This window comes from Weizmannia sp. FSL K6-0777, assembly GCF_038593185.1.
In the GTDB taxonomy this organism is placed as follows: Bacteria; Bacillota; Bacilli; order Bacillales; family Bacillaceae_C; genus Weizmannia; species Weizmannia faecalis.
Window position 1 is genome coordinate 2,159,663 of record NZ_CP151971.1, and the last position, 25,604, is coordinate 2,185,266.

Below are 25,604 nucleotides of genomic sequence, written 5' to 3' on the forward strand. Positions count from 1 at the left end.
ATCCACCTCCGTTTTTCAAAAGCTATTGTGCCTATTCACAGCCGTTTCTATGCGGGCTTGGATGAAGGCAAAACAAAAAAACCACCCAATCAGGAGAGCGTCTCCCCCAATTGAATGGTTTCCACACCAGTAATATCCTGTTCAAGCCAGTCTGATGCAAGTGCGGCAAATATTTTGCTCGAGCCGGTAGTGTAAAAGCGGTGCTTCTGCCGCGTGTCTTCCATATTAAAAAGGTCATGGAAGTAAAGAAGCGTGCTCACTTCTCGCGCGGTTTCCTCCCCGGAACTGATGACCGAAACGCCCGCGCCCATCACGTTTTGGATAATCGGCCCGAGGAGCGGATAATGGGTACATCCGAGAATGACGGTGTCAATGCCGCAATTTTGGATTGGATACAAAGTTTCGGCAACAATTTTTTTGGCAATCGGACTGTTGTACTGGCCGCTTTCCACAAGCGGGACAAATTTCGGGCAGGCAAGCGCCGTAATCTTGACTTTTTTATTGATGCTTTTTAACGCCCGTTCATACGCCTGGCTTTTAATCGTGCCGATCGTGCCGAGCACGCCGATCCGGAAATTTTTTGTATGTTTTAAAGCGGCCCGCGCGCCGGGATAAATGACGCCGAGCACCGGAATCTTCAGCTCTTCTCTGACTTCGTCCAAAATCACTGCCGTAGCCGTATTGCAGGCGATGACCAGCATTTTTATTTGTTTGTCCATCAGAAATCGGATCATCTGCCAAGTGAATTTTTTGACTTCTTCCACCGGCCGCGGTCCATACGGGCATCGTGCTGTATCGCCCACATAATAAATGGTCTCATTCGGAAGCTGGCGCATCATTTCCTTTGCGACGGTCAGGCCGCCAACCCCCGAATCAATCACGCCAATTGGTGCATTCAAACTTCTCGCCTCATTCTGTCTTCATTTCCTGATGCAATTGCAGTAAGTTGTTTTTTAATTTGACCAGTTCATCCGGTGAAAAATGGCTCAGCACACCCTGCAAGTAAGCTTGCCGTTTTCGGATCACTTCGTCGATCAATACTCGTCCCTTTTCCAGTAAATGGATGCGGACAACCCGCCTGTCATGCGGATCTTTTACGCGCCTGACGAGTTCATTTTTTTCCATCCGGTCAATCAGGTCTGTCGTTGTACTGAAAGCCAGGTACATTCGGTTCGACAGTTCCCCGATCGTCATATCGCCTTCCTCAAAAAGCCATTGAAGCGCCAGAAACTGTGGCGGCGTGATTTTATAATCGCTTAATAATTCACGGCCCTTTTGCTTGACAATGCCGGATATGTAACGCAAATCTTTTTCAATTTGTGCTACAACTTCCGGATCATGTATGTATGGTTGCTGTTCCATGTCCAAAGCGGCCCCTCTCTCAAAAATACGGTGATGACTGTTTTACTATAAGCTATTTTGACCCTTTTCACCCGAAATTTCAAGACAGATTTTTACATAGTTTCGTTCCATTGCTTTCCAAGTAAAGCTGTGGAAGGAAAAGCGGCCCGGTATAGGGTTGTGAAAACACTGTCCGGGTAAAATTTGCATATTGAACAAGCTTCCGGTCCGCTATTTTTTGAAAAAGAAAACGGCCCGGTGCGGTTTCAAACCATATGGCGCTGTTGCGAACGACATTTATGTGGGTGTAGACTTGCATAAGCAACACCGTTTCAAACCATATGGCGCTGTTGCGAACGTGCACCGGGTGCGGGATGCAGGGGGATTTTTTGCCCGGCATTTCCCAACCGGATTTCTATATGCGTGAAAAAACGTGCAAGAGAAATTCGGTCGGGTAGGCCGTCACTCAGTTACGAGATTCGTGATAACGGCACGGCCGCGGTAAATTTTTACCACTGCTGCAGCGCGCCCTTTTGTTGCCGCCTGCTCGATTTCTTTCCCGCTATGTTGAGGCACAAAAAATTTATCAAGATGATAATCAATATACACTTTTTGCTCATCGTCTTCCCACTCGTAAGCCTTCCCTTTTAAATATATTCCGCCCCGCGGCTTTTCGGCGGATACACTTTTCACATGGCAAATGCCCTTTTCATCTTTTTTAAGCAGGGCATACACGGTCAGTTCCCCGCCTTTATGGCCCGCAAAATACTCGATGGCACTGCGGTCCAGACGGCTGGCCGGTACCGTTTCCGCTTCAAGATTCACCTGTATATAATCGCCCCTGAAGGCATCCGTCGGGTCCACCGGTTCCATTTGCAGTTTGACCGGTTCCCCCACCGCAACCGTATATAACGGCAAAACAATCATCCCGAGTAAAATGGCAATCGGAACAAACGCAGCAAGCCCTCTTTTCACCAGATCATGCATGGCCGTTTCCCCCTTCTTTCCGCTGCTTTTCAAAATAAAAGCCAAAACCGATAAAAATTAGGCCGCCAATGATGAAAACAATGGATTTCGGCAAAAAGTCGTAGGAAAAGTCAAGGTAAAAACGCAGCACAAAAATGCAGAGAATGAAGATATTGGTAAGGCTGCCGGTTTTGATAAAATACAGGACAAGCAGAAAGTACACAACTGAAAATGCTAAATTGAAGTGGCTGCCAAAAACCGTACCTTCCCAAACAGACGAAAAAGTAAGCAGGATGCCCATCAAACCGTGAAGTAAATGGCCTTCCAGCCGCATCACTTCTCTGTACGCTTCCTGAACCGGCAATCGCAGCATCACGAAGCCGGCAACAAAGAGAAGCAGAAAGGCAGCCAAATGTCCGTATGCGGGAAAGAATGCACTGAGTTTAAACAGAAATACGGACAGCACGGCAATCGAAAGCGCGTTTACGAAAAACAGAAGCAGGCGGGAAGCAACCGTTTTTTCATTTATCCAGTAAAGTAATCCTGCTAAAAGTGCGGTAATGAGAACAGCGAAGTACCCGATGCCGGTATTTTCAGCATCCAAATACAAAAGGAAAAGCACTGTGGCAAAAATGGAGAGCCATTTGTCTTTCAGCACATAGGCCATTGGCAGCGATCCAATCCCCCACCATAAAAATGCCTGGCCGAATGAGCCGCCAAGGTTAAAAATTTGCCCGGTGAGAAAAATGCCCGCCCCGAAAAACAGGACACCAAGAAAGTACAAGCCGCGTGCTGTTTTCGGATGGCTGTTCTCCAGTTTGATAGCCGCTCCGTTCACGCCTGCAATCGCAGCAAGGATGATGAGAAATTTGACCGTTTTGCCAAGATAGACCCAATTGCTGGCAATAAAGCTGAAAATGCCCGCCCCAAGCAAAAGGGCCCCGACCATGACAAGAATGCGGACAAGGCTCACCCCCCCGGGAAACCTCATACTGTGCAAGCATCTCGTCTTTTTGCGTATGCGTAATGGTCCCTTCTTCTTCAAAAAAAGCAAGCTCGCTTTTCATCCATGCATAGTTTTTTCTGCCAATCTTTCTTTTCATTTTGACTCCCCCTCATTTTGAAAAAAGCGCATACAGAACAAGCAAGACATGGATGATAAATAAAAATAGAATGCACAGTGACGCTTTGTATGACACTCCTTTCCTTGAGAGTAGCCAGATAAGCCACATCACGACAGGCAAAATGGAAAAACCGGCCCACTTATTTATAAATCCGTCCGGCCGTAAATATCCGTTAAAATGGAACGGAATGATCGCCGGTGCAAATGCAAACCCGATCAGGGATACAAGCGCGGCAACCAGTATCAAAATAAGCAAAAATGCCGGATCCGTCACTTTGAGAAAAAACCGCATAAACTCACATCCTTTCATGCTATTGTACTGTATTTTGGCGAATGTTCATATCATTTTTCCAGGCGGGAAAAGCCGGAAACAAAATGCCGGCAAAATATCATTCGCCCGTATGTTAAATTGCGATGCTTGCAGCTATAAATTTATTAATCTACATAAAACGTGCCAAAATCAATGACGTTCAGGACAGACATTGCTTCTGGCAACGTATAAAGAAGTAGTAATGTTTAGTTCAACTATATATCCTGAAAATATGTGCCGGCTGGCTTTCATTCTTCTGCTTGTGGCGCATCCATTGCGGTATGGGCGTCTATTTGCAAATTGGGCACAGCGGCGTTTGATTTTAGCCCAAATCGTCCGGCATCTTTGGAGAAATCTTCACACTGTCTCATTGAGGCGGGCTTGTAAAAAAGATAACATCCGGAAACCTGTAAAAACATCATTTGTTTCTCCATCCTCGTGATTTCCTTATACGGTATCCAGCGTTTAAACAGCCCGCCTTTTTAACATGATCCATTTTCGATCGGAACTTCATTCAAACGTCCATTGAAAACGATTCCGCTACGTGCACTTGTGGTCATTTTACTAAAACCGCCGGCAGATTTCCAGGTTCATCTAAAAATATGCAATCAATGTAAAAAACGGAATCAGAAAGGGTAAACGCTTTGTCCAAAAATCATCCCGTTTCTATCCCTTCTTTAAACCACAAAATCGACTGCAACATTGCAGCCGATTTTGTTTCAAAGCTTTAATTCCCCCATGCGGAGTAATTCAACAACAGCTTGCGAGCGCCCCTTGACTCCCAATTTCTGCATGGCGTTGGAAATATGATTTCGAACTGTTTTTTCGCTGATAAACAATTCGCTCGCGATTTCTTTTGTTGTCTTGTCTTGTACTAACAGCTCGAATACTTCTTTTTCTCTTTTTGTCAGCAGCGGTTTATGTGTGAAATCGTTGTCCTTCAACTATGATAACCCTCCTTGCCTTCGCCAGCTCTAAACCGCGGGGATGGGTATTTTGGTTGTCACGATATCTTATGTTCTTGCGCGGCCGGGAGTGACTTGACGAGGCAAGGAACAGCACAAATCCGAAAAAAAGGGCGGATGCCGGAACCCTTTCTGTATGAAAGGCAAACGAAACATTATCCGGCATTGTAAACTGGCAGATATAGATTCTATTTATGTCCTGGCCGGAGATGGCAAAACAGGCAAACAAGTGTTGTAAAAGCAATAAAATATACCAAGTATTGCCGCTCTTTTCTCCGCTAAAAAACAGTCCTCAACGTAAACACTTAAGCTTATTTTTTATGGCGGGTTACTTTCATTCAGTTGACGGATGAGACGGCGGCTTGCGGGTCGGCGAACCTCGCTCTTTCTTCCGCAGTCCACGGTATTCCTTTTCCGGTTGTGACCGAGATCTGCACCATTGTCCCGCGCCCGGTAAAACAGATTTCATTCGCTTCATTTTTCGCCATGTAGTGCAAGTCGACGGACGAGTTGCCGATTTTTGAGACTTTTACATAAATGCGGAGTTTGTCATTGAAAAAAACCTGTTGTAAAAAATCACACTGCAAATCCGCCACGACCGGGATGGAGCCGGTGCCTTTTTTTGCCCAGTCGCCCATAAACCCGAGTTGCTGGAGAAATTCAATCCGCGCTTGTTCAAAATAAATAAACGGAACCGTATTGTTCATGTGACCAAACATATCGGTTTCAGAAAAACGGACCGTGACCGGGAGATAATAGGAAAATCCTTCTTCCCAGGCGTTCCAGTCATCAATATAAGAGATGTGCTTTTTCAATGGGATACCTCCTTTTAATGAGTGAACAACCATTCATTTTTTATTTGAAAAGAAGTGCCACATCTACTGTTTCCGCTTTGATGTGGCACTTTTGGCATTAGTCAACCGTATGGTCACTGCCAAAGAATTTTTTAAACATATAGATGGTTGTTTCACGGTTTAATGCTGCGATGGATGTTGTCAGCGGGATACCTTTCGGGCAGGCTTGTACACAGTTTTGCGAGTTGCCGCAATTGGCAAGACCGCCGTCACCCATGATCGCTTCAAGTCGTTCATCGCGGTTCATATGGCCGGTCGGGTGCGCATTAAATAACCGTACTTGCGAAAGCGGCGCTGGCCCGATAAAGTTTGAACGGCTGTTGACATTCGGGCAGGCTTCCAAACATACGCCGCAAGTCATGCATTTTGCCAGTTCATAAGCCCACTGCCTTTTTTTCTCCGGCATGCGCGGCCCTTCCCCTAAGTCGTAAGTGCCGTCAATCGGAATCCAAGCTTTCACTTTTTTCAGCGAGTCAAACATGCGGCCGCGGTCAATTTGCAAATCTCTGACAACCGGGAATGTCCGCATTGGGGCAAGGCGGATCGGCTGCTGCAGTTTGTCCACAAGCGCTGAACAAGCCTGGCGTGGTTTGCCGTTAATCACCATGGAACAGGCACCGCAAACTTCTTCCAAACAGTTCATTTCCCAAACAACAGGTGTTGTTTTTTCCCCTTTGGCATTGACCGGATTCCGGCGGATTTCCATCAGGGCCGAAATGACATTCATATTCGGCCGGTACGGAACTTCAAACGTTTCGTCATATGGTTCTGATTCCGGATTATCCTGGCGTTGTATGATAAATGTAACGGTTTTTTGTTCACCCATCCTTATTCTCCTCTTTCCTTATGAAATCACCCGGGAAAAAGCCGGAAAAAATCCGTTTTTGCCCGATCCGAATCAGTGCTTCTTCGTGTAGTCGCGTACGCGCGGTTTGATCAGCGATACATCTACATCTTCATAGCTGAAGACCGGTTCATTGTTCACAGGGTCATAATTTGCCATCGTCGTTTTCAGCCATTCTTCGTCGTTGCGGTCCGGAAAATCAGGTTTATAGTGGGCGCCGCGGCTTTCATTGCGGTTCAGGGCGCCGATCGTGATAACGCGCGCCAGCTGCAGCATATTATACAGCTGCCGTGTAAACGAAGCCGCCTGGTTGCTCCATTTCGATGTATCTACAACATTAATATTTTTCCATCTTTCCATTAATTCCTGAATCTTTTCGTCCGTTTTCTTCAGACGATCATTGTAACGGACAACTGTCACATTGTCTGTCATCCATTCGCCCAGTTCTTTATGCAGCACATAGGCATTTTCGGTTCCGTTAAGCGACAAAATATCTTTCCATTTTTTCTCCTGTTCTTGGACAGCACGTTCAAAGACAGTTGACGGCAGTGCATCCGTGCTCTTTTCAAGCCCGTCGATGTAGTTGACAGCTTCAGGGCCGGCTACCATCCCGCCGTAAATGGCAGAAAGCAGGGAGTTTGCTCCTAAGCGGTTCGCGCCGTGCATCGAGTAGTCGCATTCGCCTGCTGCGAACAGCCCCGGAATGCTCGTATGCTGTTTATAGTCCACCCATAATCCGCCCATGGAATAGTGGACGGCCGGGAACACTTTCATCGGCACTTTATGCGGGTCATCGCCGACGAATTTTTCATAGATTTCAATAATCCCGCCCAGTTTTACGTCCAGTTCATGCGGGTCTTTGTGCGACAAATCGAGATAAACCATGTTCTCGCCGTTAATGCCGAGTTTCAAGTCCACGCAGACATGGAAAATTTCACGGGTTGCAATGTCGCGCGGCACGAGGTTCCCGTATGCCGGATATTTTTCTTCCAGGAAATACCACGGTTTGCCGTCTTTGTACGTCCAGATGCGCCCGCCTTCCCCGCGTGCGGATTCACTCATCAGCCGCAGTTTGTCATCGCCCGGGATGGCAGTCGGGTGAATTTGGATAAATTCGCCGTTCGCATACGTTGCGCCTTGCTGGTATACAATGGAAGCCGCCGAGCCGGTATTGATCATCGAGTTGGTTGATTTCCCGAAAATAATGCCAAGGCCGCCCGATGCCATAATGACGGCATCCGCAGGAAAAGCTTTGATTTCCATTGTTGTCAGGTTTTGCGAAACGATGCCGCGGCAAATGCCTTCATCGTCTTTGATAATGCCAAGAAATTCCCAGCCTTCGTATTTCGTGACAAGCCCGTTCACTTCATGGCGCCTTACCTGTTCATCCAATGCGTATAAAAGCTGCTGACCGGTTGTTGCGCCTGCAAATGCTGTCCGGTGGTGCTGGGTGCCGCCGAAACGCCTGAAGTCCAAAAGCCCTTCCGGCGTGCGGTTGAACATGACGCCCATCCGGTCAAACAGGTGGATAATCCCCGGCGCCGCTTCGCACATCGCTTTTACCGGCGGCTGGTTGGCAAGGAAGTCGCCCCCGTATACCGTATCGTCAAAGTGGATCCATGGCGAATCCCCTTCCCCTTTTGTATTGACAGCGCCGTTAATGCCGCCCTGTGCGCAAACAGAGTGCGACCTTTTTACCGGCACTAGCGAAAACAGATCAACCTGCCGGCCTGCTTCTGCAATTTTTACAGTCGCCATCAAACCGGCAAGCCCTCCGCCGACAACAATGATTTTGCCATTAGCCAACTTGATTCACTCCCTCTTCATACTTGATGCCTCTTACAAACCAGTAAACTGCTATTTTTCGAATCTTTTCATTATGCAAATGCTAATAAAGCCCTGACGCCGACAACAGAAAGCAGCACAAAGACCACAACCATCACATATGTGGAAATTTGCTGTGACCGGCGCGACTGTGTAATGCCCCAGCTGACCAGGAACGACCAGAGACCGTTGGCAAAGTGGAAAACGGCAGCCACTGTCCCAATTATGTACCAGGCGAGCATCCAATGATTGGCTAAAAGATTTGCCATCAGATCAAAATTCAATTCCTTGCCAAGCGCCATTTGAATGCGTGTTTCATAGATGTGAAATACGAGAAAAATCAGGACCAGCACACCGCTGATTCTTTGCAAAAGGTACATCCAGTTCCGAAAGTAGCCCATCGTACCGACATTGCTCGATGCCGTAAACGAAATATATAAGCCGTAAATTGCATGGAACAAAAGCGGCAAATAAATGAACACGACTTCCACAAAAAGCAGAAACGGCAGGTTTTCCATAAAACCGGCTGCTTTATTGAAGGCAGCAGCACCGTTTACCGCATAGTGGTTCACGGTCAAGTGGATGACTAAAAATAAGCCGATGGGTATAACACCCAGCAAAGAATGCAGTTTGCGGTTATAAAACTCTCGATTTCCAGCCACATTGTATCCCCCTTTGTAGTGTGAATTTATGCAAAGAAGACAAATTTTGCATTGCTTCCTCCCGCATAAATATTTTATAACAATTATGTGACAGTTTTATTGTACTCCCGACAAATGGGCGCGTCAAGGAAACGCATTCATGAATTTGCACTGAAAATACCGTTTATTTGTCATATTTGTCAGTCTTTCTCCCATTTTTTAAAATTTTTTCAGTATAGCTCTTTTGCCATATGCTTTTGCATAAAAAAGGAATTTTTATCCAAGGCTTGTCTTTTTTCATCGGATTTTACCGCAACCGGCATCATTTCCCCATGTGACGCGGAAGCCGGCGAAAAAAAGTTCCCATTATTTTGGTGTATACTCAAAAAATGCTTTTAAGTCCGGTTTTATTTTGTATATAATATAGCATATAGAAAGAGGGGAATTGCGTGAAATCTTCTGGCGGAAATGAACAAACCGTTGCGGAACAGCTAATGGTGCCCGCATTCGGATATGAGCTGTTGCGTAATATATTAATTCCGGATATACTCGGTAAGGAAACACCGGATATTCTATACTGGGCCGGAAAACATTTGGCAAGAAAATTCCAGCTGCTTACCTATGAAGAAATGGTTTCTTTTTTCAAAGAAGCCGGCTGGGGAACGTTATCGATCAAAAAAGAAGAGAAATATCATATCGAATTTGAGTTATCCGGGCCGATGATTGAACGGCAGCTGGATATGGGCGCAGGTCAAGAGCCGACATTCAAGCTTGAAGCCGGTTTTTTGGCCGAGCAGTACCAGATGCAGAAAAAACTGATCACGGAAGCTGTTGAGGAAGTTGCGAAAAAAGCAAAAAAAGTCCGGATCACCGTGCAGTGGGATGCGAAAGACCCGGCCGGAGAATCAATATGAAAAAGCAGGGGCTCCCCTGCTTTTTCATATTTTCATATATTTTGTTCCACTGCATCCAGTTCAAATGCTTCGTGCAGGCACCGGGCGGCCCGGACCATTTCTTTTGCATCGACAACGGTGGACACTTTGATTTCGGACGTGCTGATCATTTTAATGGCAATGCCGTGATCTGCCAGCACCTGGAACATTTTTGCCGCAACGCCTGGGTTGGAAACCATGCCCGATCCGATGATGGACACTTTTGCGAGGCCGGTTTCCGTTTCAAAATGGTCTATGCTGAGGGCTTCTTTCTCGGCTTCCAAAAGATCGGCCGTTTCTTTTAAATCTTTATCTTTTATCGAAAAAGATAAATACGTTTTATGGTCCGCTGTCTGGTTCTGGATAATGATATCGACATCAATATGGTGTTCCGCCAGTGTCGTAAAAATATCCGGCAAATTGCGGAAGCCGTTTTCCAGTCCGAAAATGGTCACCCTTGTAATGCCATCTTCAAATGCAACGCCGCGGACAATTAAATTTTTTTCCACCGAAACTTCCTCCTCTATTAACGTGCCTTCCTCCCTTTCAAGGCTTGAACAAACGATCAGCGGCACATCCGCATTTTTGGCAAATTCCACTGCCCTTGCATGCAAAACGCCCGCCCCGAGGCTCGCCAGTTCAAGCATCTCATCATAGGATACAGCCTTAAGCTTCCGGGCATTCGGAATATAGCGCGGGTCAGACGTAAACACGCCGGTGACATCCGTGTAGATCAGGCAGCGGTCCGCATGAAGCGCTGCTGCAAGCGCCACTGCCGTTGTATCCGAGCCGCCCCTGCCGAGTGTCGCAATTTCGCCTTCCGGGGTGATGCCCTGAAACCCGGCGACAATTACAATTTGCCCGGTTGCCAGACGGGATTTGATTTTTTCAGTCCGGATTTCCGTGATCCGGGCGTTTCCGTGTACGGGTTCCGTTATAATGCCGGCCTGCCATCCGGTATAAGAAACGGCATCGTAGCCGCGATCGATCAGTGCCATGGCGACAAGCGAAATCGTTACCTGTTCGCCGGTTGAAAGCAGCATATCCATCTCGCGTTTTGCAGGATACGTAGAGAGTTCATTTGCAAGCCCGACAAGCTGGTCCGTTGTTTTGCCCATCGCGGAAACAACGACAACAACATCATGGCCCTTTTCCTTTTCTTCAATAATCCGGTTGACCGTATTCCGGATCCTTTCTACATTCCCAACCGAAGTTCCCCCGAATTTCTGAACAATGATTCCCAATAACTCCGCCACCTTCTGCAGTTTATAAGTAAGATGAGGCTGTCAGAGTGAAAGCAAAGCAACTTGGCGCCCATTTAAAAAAGCAATGAGAACGGATATCTCATCGCTTTTGCAAACGCGGTACGCAGTCATTCCTGTGAGATAGCGCTCCAAGACATTTCATCCTGACAGTTCCGGACTTCTTCAGTACAGAACCAGCAAAAACGGCATTGAGACCATTTTCACTTCGGCAAAACTTCCTTTCAGAAACGATCCCGGAAGCCCAATCTTCTCCCGCTTCTTACTCTTAAGTTTTGCGCCTCTATCATGTAACGGCTTTGCCGGACGCCGGGATGACCGATCCCGAAAGTCTGAAACAAAGCCTGCCATATGAAATTATCATGATTATACCATATACGGAAAAACCCTGCCAGGTTATTCTTGTAATTTTTTGATTAATGTTTCGGATACCGGACGCGGAATGCCCGCTTCCACAAATTCTTCCAGCTTTGCTTGTTTCATTTTCTTCAAGGAGCCAAAATGGCGGAGCAGTTGTTTTTTCCGTTTCGGCCCGATGCCCGGAATATCGTCAAGCGCCGATTGAAAAGCGGATTTTCCGCGCAATTCCCTGTGGAAGGTAATCGCAAACCGGTGCACTTCATCTTGGATGCGCTGAAGCAGGTAAAATTCCTGACTGTTTCGCCCGAGCGGCACAACTTCCAGCGGGTTGCCGAACAAAAGCTGCGATGTATTGTGTTTCTCATCCTTTGCCAGGCCGCCGATCGGGATCTCAAGCCCGAGCTCATTTTCAAGCACATCCCTTGCCGCGTCAATTTGCCCTTTTCCGCCGTCAATGATGATGAGATCCGGAAGCGGTAAGTTTTCCCTCAGGGCACGGATGTAACGACGGCGGATCACTTCGCGCATCGATTCATAATCATCCGGCCCTTCCACTGTTTTGATTTTATATTTGCGGTATTCTTTTTTTGCCGGCTTACCGTCCACAAACACGACCATCGCCGAAACCGGGTTTGTCCCCTGGATATTCGAATTATCGAACGCTTCAATCCGGTGTGGCGTGTAGATGCCAAGCTTTTCGCCAAGATTTTCAACGGCTTTGATCGTTCGTTCCTCGTCCCGTTCAATCAACGCAAACTTTTCCTTCAATGCAATCTTTGCGTTTTTCTCGGCCATTAACACGAGCTCTCGTTTCTGGCCCTTTTTCGGCTGGAGCACTTTGATTTCGAGCAGTTGTTCCGCCAGTTCCCGGTCTGCTTTTTCCGTAATCAGCACTTCTTTCGGCTTAATATGCTCCGGTTTGGCGTAAAACTGCCCCAAATAGCTCAAAAATTCCTCATCCGGCTCATCGTAAGACGGAAAAAGCGAGACATCTCGTTCGATCAGCTTTCCTTGGCGCATGAAAAAGACCTGGACACACATCCAGCCTTTATCCACTGCGTAGCCGAAAATGTCGCGATCCGTAAAATCCGTCATTGTAATTTTCTGTTTTTCCATCGTCATTTCAATATTGGCGATCTGGTCGCGGTATTCTTTTGCCCGCTCAAATTCAAGCTTTTCTGCAGCCTCATGCATTTTTTCTTCCAGTTCTTTTTTGATTTCCGTGTAACCCCCGTTCAAAAAGCGGGTAATTTGATCGGTGATCTCTTTGTATGTTTCTTCTTTCACCTCATTGACACACGGCGCAAGACACTGGCCCAAATGGTAATAAAGGCAGACGCGGTCCGGCATATTGGTGCATTTCCGCAAAGGATACAACCGGTCCAGCAGCTTTTTTGTTTCATTAGCCGCCTGCACGTTCGGATACGGGCCGAAATATTTGCCTTTATCTTTTTTCACTTTCCGGGTGGTGATCAGACGCGGGTGGCGTTCATGGGTCAGCTTAATATACGGGTATGTTTTATCATCTTTCAGCATGATGTTGTATTTCGGGTCATGCTTTTTGATTAAATTAATTTCAAGAATAAGGGCTTCAATATTGGAAGAAGTGACAATATACTCAAAGTCTTCGATCTCGCTGACAAGCCGCTGCGTTTTTGCGTCATGCGAACCGGAAAAGTAAGAGCGGACACGGTTTTTTAAAATTTTGGCCTTCCCGACATAAATGATGGTCCCCTGTCTGTCTTTCATTAAATAGCAGCCGGGTTGGGCGGGCAGGAGGGCAAGTTTATTGCGGATCGTCTCGTTCAATTTCTCTTCACCTCAAAATCCTGCGTTCTGTAAAAAACCCGGACCACAGCCGGCCCGGATTTTAAAATGCATTTGCGCACGGCTTGAAGCCGAGCGTTTATTGTATTATAAATGTTTGTTCACTAATTCTTGCAAAGCTTCTTTCGGCTGGTAACCGATCACTTTGTCGACCGGTTTGCCATCTTTCATGAGAACAAGGGTCGGAATGCTCATGACGCCGAATTTGCTGGTCGTTTCCTGATTCTCATCCACGTCTACTTTGACGATTTTCACCTTGTCGCCCATTTCAGCATCGATTTCTTCAAGTACCGGTGCAATCATTTTGCACGGACCACACCATGTTGCCCAAAAATCCGTTAATACCAAACCTTGGCTGACTTCCTGCTCGAAAGTCGCGTCGGTAGCATGTGTAATTGCCATATTGAAAGAACCCTCCTAAATCAAACTATTACTGCTTGGGATAAGTATATCATCCTTTATCATATGTTGCGAACAATTTGTCCGGTCCGGAAAAAGCAGTAATGATTTTATTATTTTATACCCTTTTTTCACGAATATCCAACAGAAAACAGGCCCGGAACGAATTTTTTCGTCCGGGCCCGGGATTACGCCGATGTGACTTTCAGTTTTTTGATTTCCTCTGTGAGAAGCGGGACCACTTCGAACAGGTCGCCGACAATGCCGTAATCCGCCACGTTGAAGATGTTCGCTTCCGGGTCTTTGTTAATGGCCACAATCACTTTCGAGTTGGACATGCCGGCCAAATGCTGGATGGCACCGGAAATACCGCATGCGATATACAAATCCGGTGTAACCACTTTGCCCGTCTGCCCGATTTGCAGAGAATAATCGCAATAGCCAGCGTCACATGCGCCGCGCGAAGCCCCAACCGCGCCGCCGAGCACATCGGCAAGTTCTTTCAGCGGTTTGAAGCCATCCGCGCTTTTCACGCCGCGGCCGCCTGAAACGATGACTTTCGCTTCCGAAAGGTCAACCCCTTCACTTACTTTCCGAACCACTTCTTTGATGATCGCGCGTAAATCTTTAATTCCCGCGTCAACGGTTTCGATATCCCCTGTGCGTGATTCATCTTTTTCAAGTGGGCTGATGTTGTTCGGCCGGATGGTTGCAAAGATGATCCCGTCTGTTATGATCTTTTTCTCAAACGCTTTGCCGGAGTATATCGGGCGGGTAAAGACGACATGTTCCCCGGCTGATTCCACTGCGGTTGCGTCCGAAATCAGACCGGCATCCAATTTAGCCGCTACTTTCGGGGCCAGGTCTTTGCCAAGCGCCGTATGGCCGATTAAGATGCCATCCGGCTTTTCAGATTCGATCACCGCAAGCAATGCTTGGGAAAAACCGTCTGAAGAATAGCTTTTCAGCTTCTCGTCTTCCACCACGGCAACACGGTCAGCGCCGTATTGAATCATGTCTTTCCCCAAATCTTTCACAGCGTCCCCGATCAAAACGCCGACCACTTCCCCGCCTTCCGCTACCGTTTTTCCGGCGGCAATGGTTTCATATGATACATTGCGGAGCGATCCGTCACGGACTTCCCCCACTACTAATACTTTTCGACTCATGCTGATCCCCTCCATTTCCGGTTTCTTTGCTTAAATCACTTTTGCTTCATTATGCAATAATTGGACAAGTTCTTTTACCTGGTCGGCAATTTCGCCTTCAAGCACTTTTCCTGCTTCTTTTTTCGGCGGCAGGTAAACCTCAATCGTTTTGGTTTTTGGCTCCACGTCTTCTTCTTCAAGGTCAAGGTCATCCAGTTCCAGCTCTTCAAGCGGTTTTTTCTTCGCTTTCATGATCCCCGGGAGCGAAGGATACCGCGGCTCATTTAAGCCTTGCTGCGCTGTAACGAGCAGCGGAAGGGTCGTTTCAATGATTTCGGAATCTCCTTCGACATCTCTTGTGACCGTCGCTTTGTCGCCGTCAATTTCCAGATTGGTAATCGTCGTTACATACGGGATGCCGAGCAACTCCGCCACCCGCGGGCCGACCTGTCCGGAAGCGTTGTCAATGGCGACATTCCCGCCGATAATGAGATCCGGTTCCTGCTCTTTTAAATAAGCGGCGAGCACTTTTGCCGTTGTGACCTGGTCGCTTGCTTCCACATCGTCTTCAATATTAATGAGGACTGCTTTATCCGCACCCATCGCAAGGGCCGTCCGCAATTGCTTTTCCGCATCTTCATTGCCGACTGTGACAACCGTGACTTCGCCGCCCTGGGCATCGCGCACCTGGATGGCCTCTTCAACGGCGTATTCATCGTACGGGTTGATGATATATTCTGCCCCGTCATCCTGTATGCGGCCGTTTGCAATCGCAATCTTTTCTTCTGTGTCAAAAGTCCGTTTTAATAATACGAAGATATTCATGCCGTTCCCTCCCTGAATCGTTAAAAAATAAAATTATTTAAGCGCATACAAAACAAAAAATGTTAGGCCCCTGTAAAACGCGGTTCCCTTTTTTCAATAAAAGCTTTGATGCCTTCCTCTGCATCTTTTGAGCCGAACAGCTCAAGAAAACGTGCGGATTCCTGCTCCAAGCCTTTTTCGTAATCGTTTGTTTTTGCATAATTGACGAGTTCAATAGAGGCTTTCAGGGCCAGCGGGCTTTTCTTTGCAATTTTTTCAGCCAGCGCCCTTGCTTTCGGGAGCAGTTCCTCTTCTTTATAAGCATGGTTTGCAAGCCCGTGCTGCACGGCCTCCGTTCCGGTCAGCGGTTCGCTTGTCCACAGCATTTCAAATGCTTTGCCGCGTCCGACATACCTTGGCAGCCGCTGCGTTCCGGCAAAACCCGGCACGAGTCCGAGGCTCAGTTCCGGGAGGCCGAGTTTTGCATTTTCTGTGACAAGGCGGATATGGCATGCCATCGCAAGTTCGAGCCCACCGCCAAGTGCCGCGCCATGGATCGCGGCGATGACCGGTTTCGGGAACGCTTCCACTTTTTCGAACAATTCCTGACCGGAAACCGCCAGCGCATCGGAGCCGCCGGATTCCCTTAATTGGACAAATTCTTTAATATCCGCTCCTGCCGAGAAAAATCTTCCTTTCCCGTAAAGGAGCACGACCCGGGTTTCAGGATCGTTTTCAAGTTGGCCAAACGCTTGCGCAAGTTCTTTTAAAAGAGCCTGCGCAAGCGCATTGGCAGGTGGCCTGTTCATTTCAATGCAGGCGACCGCATTTTCCCGTTTGATCGTAATAAATTCCATCCCGTCTCAAACCCCCTTGTGAAAGCTGCGGCATTAAACCGCCGTTTTTTTGCCGCAGCCGTTAATGATCAATTGATGGACGGGAGCAGCCAGTGAAACGAGGTCGTATTTTTCTTTATTCATCACCCATGTCGTTACCGTTTCATCGACTGTCCCGAAAATCATCTGCCGGACGAGCCGGACGTCAAGCCCGGAATCGAATTCGCCTTTTTCCATGCCTTCGCGGATGATTTGGTCAACGAGCGTCAAATATTCTTTCAGTACGCTGTTGATTTTAAGCCGCAGATCTAAATTGGTCTGCCGCAGTTCCAGCTGGGTCACGACCGCCAAATGGTGATCGGCGGCAAGGACTTTGAAGTGGTTTTCGATCATCTTGAGCAACTTTTCGGAAGGGGAAAGGTCCCCTGCAATATATTCGGAAACCTTTTCGATAAAAAGCTGCATCTTTTCTTCAAACAAAGAAATCAGGATATCTTCTTTGTTTTTAAAATACAAATAAATCGTGCCGTCCGCTACGCCCGCCTGTTTTGCAATTTTTGAAACCTGTGCCTGATGATAGCCGTGTTGTGCGATAACCACCACTGCTGCATCAATAATTTGTTTGTACTTTGGCCTGTTTTTCCTCACGGGCTATCACCTTTCAATCTCATGATCTGTCAATTTGGCCGACCGGTTTAATGGCGGCCAGAAAATGAATGACCATTCATTCATATTTTCATATTATACAAGAATGCAGCATTTGTCAAGTCCTGTTTATAAAAAAATTTCCTTACCCGATCTTCTCTCCTCCATTTTCCATCTTTTCTTTTTCTTCTGCAACCAATGAGCGCCGCAAAATTTTCCCAACGGCCGTTTTCGGCAGTTCATCCCGGAATTCGTAAATGCGCGGGACTTTATATGCCGCCAGATATTGGCGTGCAAACCGGTCCAGTTCTTCTTCCGTTACTGTCATATTGTCTTTCAGCACAATATAGGCTTTGACGGTTTCCCCGCGGTACGGGTGTGGCACACCGGCAACCACGGCTTCCTGAACGGCAGGGTGCTCATACAGCACTTCTTCGACTTCACGCGGATAAATATTATAGCCGCCTGCAATAATGATGTCTTTTTTCCGGTCGACAATATAAAAATAACCTTCTTCATCCATATAAGCCAAATCCCCCGTAAATAGCCACCCGTCTTTTAGCACTTCCTTCGTTTCTTCCGGGCGGTTCCAGTAACCTTTCATCACTTGCGGCCCTTTTACCGCCAGCTCGCCGACTTCACCGGGCGGTAACGGCCTGCCGTCTTCGAGCGAGCGGATTTCGCAGTCCGTATCTGGCCATGGCACGCCGATACTGCCTTTGACGCGATTTCCCCATACAAAATTGGCATGGGTGACAGGAGAAGATTCACTGAGGCCATACCCTTCCACAAGCTTGCCGCCGGTCACCCCTTCAAATTTCTGCTGAACTTCTACCGGCAGCGGGGCAGAACCGCTGATGCATGCTTCAATCGATGACAAATCATATTCCTTAATTTTCGGGTGGTTTAAAAGCCCGATATAAATGGTTGGCGCACCCGGAAACAAAGTTGGCCGCTGTTTTTCAATTGTCTTCAGCAGTGACTCCGCATCAAAGCGCGGAATTAAAATCATTTTAAAGCCCTGCATCACAGAAAGAATCAGCACGGTCGTCATGCCGTACACATGGAAAAACGGAAGCATGCCGAGCACCACTTCTTCCCCTTTTTTGGCCCTGTACATCCAGGCATCACACATTGTCGCGTTTGCAATCAAATTGAGATGTGTCAGCATGACGCCTTTTGGCACGCCGGTTGTGCCACCGGTGTACTGAAGAATCGCAAGGTCCTCTTCGATATCGAACGGCGTGTCAAGCGGTTCCGGAATTTCTTCCTTCATGATGTTCTTTAGCAAGTGATGGTGCCCGCCGTGCTCGACCCGGACAGTAACGCCCGTTTGCTTTTTCTGCAGAAACGGGTAGATGACGTTTTTGGGAAAAGGCAAATACTCGCTGATGGCGGTTACAATAATATGTTCGAGATCGGTTTTCTCAAATACTTTTGCCACTGTCGGGTACAGGAAATCAACTGTCAGGATGGCCTTCGCGCCGGAGTCTTTCAGCTGATATTCCAGTTCCCTTTCCGTATATAGCGGATTCGTCATGACGGCTATCCCGCCCGTGTAAAGGATGCCGTAAAAACCGATGACGGCCTGCGGGGAATTCGGGAGCAGCACGGCAACCCTATCGCCTTTTTCCACTCCGAGTTTTTTTAAATACCCGGCAAATTTGAGCGCCGCTTCATACACTTCACGGTATGTCATTTCTTTCCCCATAAAATGGAGCGCTTTTTTGTCAGGATACTGTTCAGCTGCTTCGGTTAAAAATGCACAAACCGGTTTTCGCGGATACGTAAGGGAAACGGGTATTTCCGGCGGATACTGGGACAGCCATGGCCTGTCTGTCATTTGCATCAACTCCATTTTGCATCTTTTATTGACTTATTTTATTATAACGAAAATTGAAAGCGTTGACAATTATTTGCAGCCGAAACAGGAGAAGGATGCGCTCCTTCTCCTTGTCACGGGCTAATCTGCAACAATCAAATAAATGACGCCAAGCAATGCAAAAACGGCACAGCAAACAAACAAAATTTTTGCCAGCTTTTCGAGAAAAAAAAGGCCCTCCCCCTTGCCCTTGAAAATTACTTGAATTCTACAATCGTAACGCCGCTGCCACCTTCGCCTGGTTCCCCGAGACGGATTCGTTTTACGGCGCGGTGATGTTTTAAAAATTCCTGCACCCCGTTCCGGAGCGCACCTGTTCCTTTCCCGTGGATGATCGAAACGCGCGGATACCCGGCTAAAAGCGCATCGTCAATATATTTTTCAACTTTTAAGAGCGCATCTTCATAACGCTCCCCGCGCAAATCGAGTTCCAGGCTGACATGGGAATCGCGCCCCCTGACCGTTGCCAGGTGCTTCTCCGGCTGTTTTTGTTGCGGCGGCCGGATATATTCCATGTCGGATTCTTTTACTTTCATTTTCAAAATACCCATTTGCACGAGCCACTCGCCGCCTGCCGTTTGTTCAAGCAGCGTGCCTTTCTGGTTGAAGCTGAGCACTTTGACTTCGTCGCCCGGCTGGTAGATATGCTGTTTTTTTGCTTTTGCCGCCGGTTTGCGGTCCAGTTTCGGCGCCAGTTCCTCCAGCTGTTTTCTTGCATCAATCAGTTCATGTTCTTTCACATTGGCTTTGGATTCAAGCTGCATTTTCCGCAAGTCGCGGATGATCTCTTCCGCTTTTTCCTTTGCCTCTTCCACCACTTTTGCCGCTTTTTTCTCCGCTTTTCCGTACAGCTCATCGCGGCGGGCATAAAACGCCGCCATTTGTTTTTGCAAATCACGGTGCAGTTCCTCGGCATCCTTCAACAGTTCCTGCGCTTCCTGCCGTTCTTTTTCCGCCTCGCGCCTAGCCGATTCGAGCGCGGCAATCATATTTTCGACCTCGTTTGTGTCCGCGCCGATTAGTGATTGGGCGTGTTCAATAATGGACGGGGAGAGCCCGAGGCGCCTTGAGATTTCAAACGCATTACTCCGGCCGGGAACGCCGATTAAAAGCCGGTATGTTGGGCTTAATGTTTCCACATCAAACTCGACGCTTGCATTGACGACCCCTTCACGGTTATAAGCGTATGCCTTCAGTTCCGGGTAGTGGGTGGTGGCGACAACGCGGGCCTCCCTTTTGTACACTTCGTCCAAAATTGAAATCGCAAGGGCAGCCCCTTCCTGCGGGTCGGTACCGGCGCCGAGCTCATCAAACAGGACGAGCGACTGATCGTCGACCCGTTTCAGGATTTCAACGATATTTGTCATATGGGAGGAGAAGGTGCTAAGGCTTTGCTCAATCGACTGTTCATCACCGATATCGGCAAATACTTCTTTAAAAACAGCCATTTCCGAACCGTCCAAAGCGGGAATTTGCAGCCCGGCCTGCGCCATGAGCGTGCACAGCCCGATTGTTTTCAGCGTAATCGTTTTTCCGCCTGTATTCGGCCCGGTTATCACAATGGTCGTATATTCCTGCCCGATCGTAATATCATTTGGCACCACTTTATCGGCTGGAAGCAACGGATGACGCGCTTTGAACATACGGATGGCGCCATGATTGTTGATCACCGGTTTCGAACCTTTAATGGACCGGCCGTATAAAGCTTTGGCAAACATAAAGTCAAAATCAGCGAGAATTTCAACGATGGTTTCAAGCTCCCCGCCGGCTGCTGCCACTGCGGCGGACAATTCGCTTAAAATCCTTTCAACCTCCTGCTGCTCTTTTAAATGCCATTCACGCAGCTGGTTATTCAAGTCCACCACCGATTGCGGCTCAATGAACAAAGTCTGTCCGGAAGAAGACTGGTCATGGACGATTCCCCCGTAATTTGCCCGGTATTCCTGTTTTACCGGGATACAATAGCGGTCATTCCGGATCGTAATAATCGCATCCGACAGCATTTTCGCCGCATTTTTGCCGCGGATATAGCCTTCCAGTTTTTCACGAATGCGCCGTTCCGTACCGCGCAGCCCGTGCCGGATTTGGCGCAGCGTTTCGCTTGCCGAGTCCAGAATTTCCCCGTTTTCATCCACCGCATTCCGGATTTCATGTTCGAGCGGCGTAAGGACCGCAATCCTGTCCACCATGCTTGTTAAGATCGGCAGTTCTGTTTCTTCTTCTGTGATTCCTTCAATAAACCGTTTCATCGTTCGGCTGACATGGATGGTGCTGGCAATCTGCACCAGTTCCTGCGGGTTCAGCCTGCCGCCGATCGCCGCTCTTTTCAGATGACGGCGGATGTCATAAATGCCGAAAAGCGGCACATGCCCTTTTAAACGCAGCACTTGCGCCGCTTCATCCGTCTCCTCCTGCATCCGGACCACTTCTTCATAGGAAGAGGAGGGAAAAAGGGCTTCAATTTTTTCGGCCCCAAGCGGAGAAGAAGCGTGCTCAAGCAGCAGATTTTTAATTTTATCAAACTCGAGTGTTTTGATGATTTTATGTTGCATCTATTCGTCCTCCATGCATTCCGGATTCCAGCGTTCCGGAAAACTGCCCTCTATTCATTGCAGAAAGGGAATGGATCAGTGCTGATGTTTCTGTTTTAAAAACTCAAGGAGTTGTTCTTTCGTATACGTATTGACCACATTTTTCCTTTCAATCCAGCCTTTTCTCGCGGTGCCGACACCGAAAGCGATATTGCCCAGTTCCGCAGTTGCGTGTGCATCGGTGTTAATCGCGATTTTCACACCGGCTGCCTGCGCTTCTCTTGCACGGGCCGCTGAAAGGTCCAATCTGGCGGGGTCGCCGCTTAATTCAAGGATCGTGCCGGTTTCCTTTGCCCATTGGAAAAGCAAATCAAAATCGACATCGTACCCCTGCCTTTTTTCGATTAATCTTCCGGTCGGATGGGCAATCATGTCCACATGCGGGTTGAATAAAGCGTTGCGCAGCCGTTTCATGATCTGCGCGCGGCTATTCCCGAACCCCGAATGGATGGAAGCAATGACGAAATCAAGGCCTGACAGCACATCATCATCAAAATCCAAAGTCCCGTCCGGCAAAATGTCCATCTCAATACCGGACAAAATCAAGATATCCGGATATTTTTCATTTAACCGGCGGATTTCATTCATTTGCCTGATCAAACGTTCACGTGAAAGCCCGCCGGCGACTTTTAAATATTTAGAGTGGTCCGTGATTGCGATATATTCGTACCCTCTTTTTCTGCATGCATTGACCATGTCTTCAAGCGAATCTTTCCCGTCCGACCAGACGGTGTGCATGTGCAGGTCGCCCTTTACATCATCGATCTGGACAAAAGGCGTCCCCTTATAGGTTTCCACCTCGCTGCCGTCAGCGCGGATTTCCGGAGGGATGTAAGGCAGGCCGTAATGATGATAAAACGAAGCTTCACTCGGAAAACGGAGCAATTCGCCTGTCTTCAGAATTTTGACGCCGGATTGCGTCAGCCGCTCGCCATGAAGACCGGCAATCTGCTGCATTTTTTCCAGATGCGGTTCCGGCCCTGTTGAAAGAAAAAGCGTCATCGCATACAGGTCAGGCAACGCGATCCGGAAATTGATCCGTAAGCCAGGTTCCCCTTTTAATTTAGCCGTTATTTTTATACTCCGGATAGAAACAGCTTCCACGACTTCGTTCATTTGAAGAATGTCCTCCGCAACCGATTTTGGATCGAATGTAGAGATGACATAATCGAGTTCTTCTATTCTTTCTTCAAACCGCCGGATACTGCCGGCACGCGAATAGGTTTCTATTTTCCTGTTTCCGGACAGCGTTTCTTCGATCAGCAAAAGTACCGGCAGCAGCCGGCCGATGGTATAAGCCGGTTTCCCCGAAAGCTGGTCAAGCGCGTGCAAAAGATTGGACTGCGTCGTTTTTCCAAACCCTTTTAACGTTTCAACTTTTCCTTCTTCACAAGCTTTCCTTAAAGAATCCGCATCTGTAATGCCAAGTTCCCTGTAAAGCCTTGATATTTTCCTGGCACCAAGACCCTGTATCTGCATGAGCGGAACCAGCCCTTTTGGAACTTCGTCTTTTAGTTGTTCAAGCAGGGTGGACCGCCCAGTTTCCACGAACTCTTCGATGACGGAAGCGGTTGTTTTTCCAATATGAGGAATATCCGTAAAACGGCTGATTTCTGACAAGTCACGCCCATCCGCTTCCAAGGCAGATGCAGCCCTGCGGTAAGCCGCGATTTTAAAATGGTTTTCGCCTTTCAATTCCAAGTAAACCGCAATTTGTTCCAGCAGCCGGATGACACTGCGTTTATTTGTCCGCATTCGCCTGCCCCCTTTTTAACTTATTAAGTGAAGGATCGGGTTTTTACCGTTTTCCCGCTACGATGATTGGGAAAGCGCCCTTCCAATGGCCGCACATTTTTTCCAGCAGCATGGGAAGTATTTGAATCCGTGCCCGGCATTCAAGCCCCGTCCGGAAAAAACCAGCATGTACACGGGCGATCCCCTCCATAAAGAAACACTCCCCCGTCGCGAGAAGTGCTGTTTTGAAAAACCCATTTTCAACCCGTTTGCAAATGGTAAACGTGCCGCCCGGGTTTCTATTTCACCCACCATGACGCCACAAGAGCTGAAATATAAGGTGTATTTTTAATCATGCCTTCTGCGACTGCGGATGCCTTGAGCGCGGATTGGATCTCATCCACCGGCAGCAAGGATCCAATATATAAAACGATAAAAATGATCAAGTACAGCTCGGCAAACCCGAGGATGCCGCCCGCCCATCCATTGACTTGTTTGAGGACCGGGAGCTGGGCCAAAAAGGTAAGGGATGACCCGACAATATTTAGAAGTATCCTGACGGCAAAGAAAAGAATGGCAAACGCAATGATCCGGTAAAATGCCGTTTCCATATTGCCCTCGTGCATCAGAAGGGCAAATGAGCTGTCGCTGTTAAAAGAAGGATACGGAATCATTAGCTTCAATTTTTCCGCCAGGTCATCATACAATATGTACGCAACTGCGGAGGCAATTACAAACCCTGTGAGGTGGACAGCCTGCAATATAAATCCTTTCCGCTTCCCGTTCAGGAATCCAAGCACAAGCAAAATGATGATGATCAAATTAACCATTTTCATCTTCATCCTTTTTCAACAATTGTAAATAGTGCTGTTCAAGCAGCTCATACTGCTCTTTCAGTTTTATATAATCATGGACAGCATTTACGGCTGTCAGCACAGCCACTTTGCCAGTATCTAATGAAGGATTCTTCGCGCTGATTTCCCGCATTCTTTCATCAACCATCGAGGCAACCAGGCGAATATGGCTTGCCGGATCCGTTCCGATTATGGTATATTGCTGTCCGTATATGCCAACAGTAATTCGGGTTTTTTCCAATGTTGCCTGCCTCCCCATTTGTAAGAATCCTATTCTCTATCATAGCATGACGGAAAAGCCTTTGTCTAACAATGTCGAACAAATTCAAGGAGATCCTGAAACTGCCGGAGGAATCAAAATGTCAAATACTGTCATTCTCGTTTCAGCTTCAACCATGCAAAAAATGAAACAATCTTATCAAAACAGCCTGTCAGGAAAAGTTCCGTCCGGCGCCGTTTTTGCCGCAAAAATACCAGGCTGCTCCATTACCGGCTATAAGTCCGGAAAAGTTTTATTTCAAGGGCCGGCCGCAGAAACGGAAGCGTCAAAATGGGGACAGCCGCTGGAAAAGAAGCCGGATGCCGCCCGGAGCGCAAAATCTTCCGGCAACCCGCTGCCTCCTGATATCGGAGAGCTTTCCGTCATTGGATCGGATGAAGTCGGAACAGGCGACTTTTTCGGGCCGATGACGGTCGTCAGCTGTTACGTTGAAAAGAAACAGCTCCCGCTTTTAAAAGAACTGGGCGTAAAAGATTCAAAAGGATTAACAGACAGTCAGATTGCCGGATTAGCGAAAGAACTGCTCACCTTTGTTCCGTACAGCCTGCTCATTTTGCCGAACGAAAAATACAACCGGCTCCAGCAATCGGGCATGTCGCAAGGAAAAATCAAAGCATTGCTCCATAACCGGGCTTTGTACAATACCGCCCAAAAAATTGCGCCGGCAAAACCGGATGCAATTTTAATTGATCAGTTCGCAGAAGCGTCCACTTATTATCGGTATTTGCAGAACGAAAAAATCGTCATGCGTGACGGCGTCTATTTTAGCACAAAAGGGGAAAGCGTCCATCTTGCGGTTGCGGCCGCTTCAATTCTCGCACGCTATGCTTTTGTCCGGGAGTTTGAAAACTTGAGCAAAGAAGCCGGATTTGTTTTGCCAAGGGGCGCCGGTGCACAGGTGGACCGGGCTGCCGCACGGCTCATCAAGGAAAAAGGCATGGCCGCGCTGCCACATTTTGTCAAACTGCATTTTGCCAATACGGAAAAAGCAAAGCGGATCGCGGGCGTGAAATAAAGGATGGTGGGAAAGACATGGGGTGACGATAGGCGATAAATTTTGAAGGAAAGGCTAACGAGGAGGAACGTTAAGCGAAGGAAACGGAAACGGATGAATTTTCCCGTGCATCTTAACGTAGACGGGGGCTATGGGAAGGAGGGACTTCGTTTTTGCTTGCTTCCTTA

General features: G+C 47.8%; 25 protein-coding genes and 1 riboswitch. Of the genes, 2 read left to right on the plus strand and 23 right to left on the minus strand.

Annotated features, from left to right (window positions below; genetic code table 11):
* Positions 1 to 89: 89 nt before the first annotated feature.
* From racE to NST70_RS10400, 11 genes are all read right to left on the minus strand, one after another.
* Positions 90 to 899 carry a glutamate racemase gene (gene racE, locus NST70_RS10350; protein ID WP_017551093.1) on the minus strand — a complete coding sequence of 270 codons (810 nt, stop codon included), beginning with the start codon at positions 897 to 899 and terminating at the stop codon, positions 90 to 92.
* Positions 900 to 909: 10 nt separating this feature from the next.
* A complete protein-coding gene (locus tag NST70_RS10355; protein WP_035184469.1) occupies positions 910 to 1,362 on the minus strand; it encodes a MarR family transcriptional regulator in 453 nt (150 codons plus the stop codon).
* Positions 1,363 to 1,803: 441 nt separating this feature from the next.
* Positions 1,804 to 2,328, minus strand: a complete 525-nt coding sequence (locus tag NST70_RS10360) for a GDYXXLXY domain-containing protein (protein ID WP_014097819.1) — start codon at positions 2,326 to 2,328, stop codon at positions 1,804 to 1,806.
* Positions 2,321 to 3,280: a DUF2157 domain-containing protein gene (locus NST70_RS10365; protein ID WP_230090462.1), complete on the minus strand. Its 960-nt coding sequence runs from the start codon at positions 3,278 to 3,280 to the stop codon at positions 2,321 to 2,323. Before NST70_RS10365 ends, NST70_RS10360 begins: the two co-directional genes overlap by 8 nt.
* 142 nt (positions 3,281 to 3,422) lie before the next feature.
* Complete coding sequence (locus NST70_RS10370) at positions 3,423 to 3,722, minus strand: DUF1648 domain-containing protein (protein ID WP_026684041.1); 300 nt, start codon at positions 3,720 to 3,722, stop codon at positions 3,423 to 3,425.
* A 266-nt stretch (positions 3,723 to 3,988) separates the two neighbouring features.
* Positions 3,989 to 4,174, minus strand: coding sequence for a hypothetical protein (locus NST70_RS10375; protein ID WP_035184465.1), 186 nt, complete (start codon positions 4,172 to 4,174; stop codon positions 3,989 to 3,991).
* A 285-nt stretch (positions 4,175 to 4,459) separates the two neighbouring features.
* Entirely contained in the window at positions 4,460 to 4,684 is a 225-nt protein-coding gene (locus NST70_RS10380) for a response regulator transcription factor (protein WP_014097816.1), read from the minus strand.
* Between the two features lie 359 nt (positions 4,685 to 5,043).
* A complete protein-coding gene (locus NST70_RS10385; protein WP_014097815.1) occupies positions 5,044 to 5,520 on the minus strand; it encodes a thioesterase family protein in 477 nt (158 codons plus the stop codon).
* A gap of 97 nt (positions 5,521 to 5,617) precedes the next feature.
* Entirely contained in the window at positions 5,618 to 6,385 is a 768-nt protein-coding gene (gene sdhB / locus NST70_RS10390) for a succinate dehydrogenase iron-sulfur subunit (protein WP_014097814.1), read from the minus strand.
* Positions 6,386 to 6,457: 72 nt separating this feature from the next.
* A complete protein-coding gene (sdhA, locus tag NST70_RS10395; RefSeq protein ID WP_014097813.1) occupies positions 6,458 to 8,209 on the minus strand; it encodes a succinate dehydrogenase flavoprotein subunit in 1,752 nt (583 codons plus the stop codon).
* A gap of 71 nt (positions 8,210 to 8,280) precedes the next feature.
* Positions 8,281 to 8,889: a succinate dehydrogenase cytochrome b558 subunit gene (locus NST70_RS10400; RefSeq protein ID WP_014097812.1), complete on the minus strand. Its 609-nt coding sequence runs from the start codon at positions 8,887 to 8,889 to the stop codon at positions 8,281 to 8,283.
* 428 nt (positions 8,890 to 9,317) lie between these two features.
* Between NST70_RS10400 and NST70_RS10405 the strand changes: the two genes are divergently transcribed.
* On the plus strand, positions 9,318 to 9,782 hold the full coding sequence (locus NST70_RS10405; protein ID WP_014097811.1) for a YslB family protein: 465 nt from the start codon (positions 9,318 to 9,320) through the stop codon (positions 9,780 to 9,782).
* A gap of 32 nt (positions 9,783 to 9,814) precedes the next feature.
* Here the strand turns inward: NST70_RS10405 and NST70_RS10410 are convergent, their stop codons facing one another.
* From NST70_RS10410 to zapA, 12 genes are all read right to left on the minus strand, one after another.
* The gene (locus tag NST70_RS10410; protein WP_026684043.1) at positions 9,815 to 11,044 is read right to left on the minus strand and encodes an aspartate kinase; all 1,230 of its coding nucleotides are present in this window, start codon (positions 11,042 to 11,044) and stop codon (positions 9,815 to 9,817) included.
* Between the two features lie 134 nt (positions 11,045 to 11,178).
* Positions 11,179 to 11,356: riboswitch (Lysine riboswitch) on the minus strand.
* A gap of 102 nt (positions 11,357 to 11,458) precedes the next feature.
* Entirely contained in the window at positions 11,459 to 13,231 is a 1,773-nt protein-coding gene (uvrC, locus tag NST70_RS10415; protein ID WP_061565140.1) for an excinuclease ABC subunit UvrC, read from the minus strand.
* Between the two features lie 105 nt (positions 13,232 to 13,336).
* Positions 13,337 to 13,651, minus strand: coding sequence for a thioredoxin (trxA, locus tag NST70_RS10420; protein ID WP_014097808.1), 315 nt, complete (start codon positions 13,649 to 13,651; stop codon positions 13,337 to 13,339).
* A gap of 185 nt (positions 13,652 to 13,836) precedes the next feature.
* A complete protein-coding gene (locus NST70_RS10425; RefSeq protein ID WP_035184453.1) occupies positions 13,837 to 14,817 on the minus strand; it encodes an electron transfer flavoprotein subunit alpha/FixB family protein in 981 nt (326 codons plus the stop codon).
* Positions 14,818 to 14,847: 30 nt separating this feature from the next.
* Positions 14,848 to 15,621 (minus strand): electron transfer flavoprotein subunit beta/FixA family protein, encoded by a 774-nt coding sequence (locus tag NST70_RS10430; RefSeq protein WP_061565141.1) that lies wholly within the window; start codon positions 15,619 to 15,621, stop codon positions 14,848 to 14,850.
* Positions 15,622 to 15,683: 62 nt separating this feature from the next.
* The gene (locus NST70_RS10435) at positions 15,684 to 16,457 is read right to left on the minus strand and encodes an enoyl-CoA hydratase (protein WP_061565142.1); all 774 of its coding nucleotides are present in this window, start codon (positions 16,455 to 16,457) and stop codon (positions 15,684 to 15,686) included.
* Between the two features lie 33 nt (positions 16,458 to 16,490).
* On the minus strand, positions 16,491 to 17,084 hold the full coding sequence (locus NST70_RS10440; RefSeq protein ID WP_014097804.1) for a TetR/AcrR family transcriptional regulator: 594 nt from the start codon (positions 17,082 to 17,084) through the stop codon (positions 16,491 to 16,493).
* Positions 17,085 to 17,226: 142 nt separating this feature from the next.
* Entirely contained in the window at positions 17,227 to 18,924 is a 1,698-nt protein-coding gene (locus tag NST70_RS10445) for an AMP-binding protein (RefSeq protein WP_061565143.1), read from the minus strand.
* Positions 18,925 to 19,160: 236 nt separating this feature from the next.
* Entirely contained in the window at positions 19,161 to 21,515 is a 2,355-nt protein-coding gene (locus NST70_RS10450; protein WP_014097802.1) for an endonuclease MutS2, read from the minus strand.
* A gap of 75 nt (positions 21,516 to 21,590) precedes the next feature.
* The gene (gene polX / locus NST70_RS10455) at positions 21,591 to 23,309 is read right to left on the minus strand and encodes a DNA polymerase/3'-5' exonuclease PolX (protein WP_035184447.1); all 1,719 of its coding nucleotides are present in this window, start codon (positions 23,307 to 23,309) and stop codon (positions 21,591 to 21,593) included.
* 278 nt (positions 23,310 to 23,587) lie between these two features.
* Complete coding sequence (locus NST70_RS10460) at positions 23,588 to 24,124, minus strand: CvpA family protein (protein ID WP_014097800.1); 537 nt, start codon at positions 24,122 to 24,124, stop codon at positions 23,588 to 23,590.
* Positions 24,111 to 24,401, minus strand: a complete 291-nt coding sequence (zapA, locus tag NST70_RS10465) for a cell division protein ZapA (protein ID WP_013859878.1) — start codon at positions 24,399 to 24,401, stop codon at positions 24,111 to 24,113. The genes NST70_RS10460 and zapA overlap by 14 nt, the downstream gene beginning before the upstream one ends.
* A 100-nt stretch (positions 24,402 to 24,501) precedes the next feature.
* Here zapA and rnhC point away from each other — a divergent pair, with 100 nt between their 5' ends.
* On the plus strand, positions 24,502 to 25,437 hold the full coding sequence (gene rnhC / locus NST70_RS10470) for a ribonuclease HIII (RefSeq protein WP_035184443.1): 936 nt from the start codon (positions 24,502 to 24,504) through the stop codon (positions 25,435 to 25,437).
* Positions 25,438 to 25,604: the final 167 nt, after the last annotated feature.

Excerpts from the sequence above, each read along its gene's own strand:
- rnhC (WP_035184443.1), top strand. The coding sequence starts at position 24,502 with ATGTCAAATACTGTCATTCTCGTTTCAGCTTCAACCATGCAAAAAATG.
- NST70_RS10445 (WP_061565143.1), bottom strand. The coding sequence starts at position 18,924 with ATGACAGACAGGCCATGGCTGTCCCAGTATCCGCCGGAAATACCCGTT.
- sdhB (WP_014097814.1), bottom strand. The coding sequence starts at position 6,385 with ATGGGTGAACAAAAAACCGTTACATTTATCATACAACGCCAGGATAAT.
- NST70_RS10425 (WP_035184453.1), bottom strand. The coding sequence starts at position 14,817 with ATGAGTCGAAAAGTATTAGTAGTGGGGGAAGTCCGTGACGGATCGCTC.
- NST70_RS10430 (WP_061565141.1), bottom strand. The coding sequence starts at position 15,621 with ATGAATATCTTCGTATTATTAAAACGGACTTTTGACACAGAAGAAAAG.
- NST70_RS10460 (WP_014097800.1), bottom strand. The coding sequence starts at position 24,124 with ATGAAAATGGTTAATTTGATCATCATCATTTTGCTTGTGCTTGGATTC.
- NST70_RS10375 (WP_035184465.1), bottom strand. The coding sequence starts at position 4,174 with ATGGAGAAACAAATGATGTTTTTACAGGTTTCCGGATGTTATCTTTTT.
- NST70_RS10360 (WP_014097819.1), bottom strand. The coding sequence starts at position 2,328 with ATGCATGATCTGGTGAAAAGAGGGCTTGCTGCGTTTGTTCCGATTGCC.
- polX (WP_035184447.1), bottom strand. The coding sequence starts at position 23,309 with ATGCGGACAAATAAACGCAGTGTCATCCGGCTGCTGGAACAAATTGCG.
- NST70_RS10370 (WP_026684041.1), bottom strand. The coding sequence starts at position 3,722 with ATGCGGTTTTTTCTCAAAGTGACGGATCCGGCATTTTTGCTTATTTTG.
- trxA (WP_014097808.1), bottom strand. The coding sequence starts at position 13,651 with ATGGCAATTACACATGCTACCGACGCGACTTTCGAGCAGGAAGTCAGC.
- zapA (WP_013859878.1), bottom strand. The coding sequence starts at position 24,401 with ATGGGGAGGCAGGCAACATTGGAAAAAACCCGAATTACTGTTGGCATA.
- NST70_RS10355 (WP_035184469.1), bottom strand. The coding sequence starts at position 1,362 with ATGGAACAGCAACCATACATACATGATCCGGAAGTTGTAGCACAAATT.
- NST70_RS10435 (WP_061565142.1), bottom strand. The coding sequence starts at position 16,457 with ATGGAATTTATTACGATCAAACGGGAAAATGCGGTCGCCTGCATTGAA.
- NST70_RS10450 (WP_014097802.1), bottom strand. The coding sequence starts at position 21,515 with ATGCAACATAAAATCATCAAAACACTCGAGTTTGATAAAATTAAAAAT.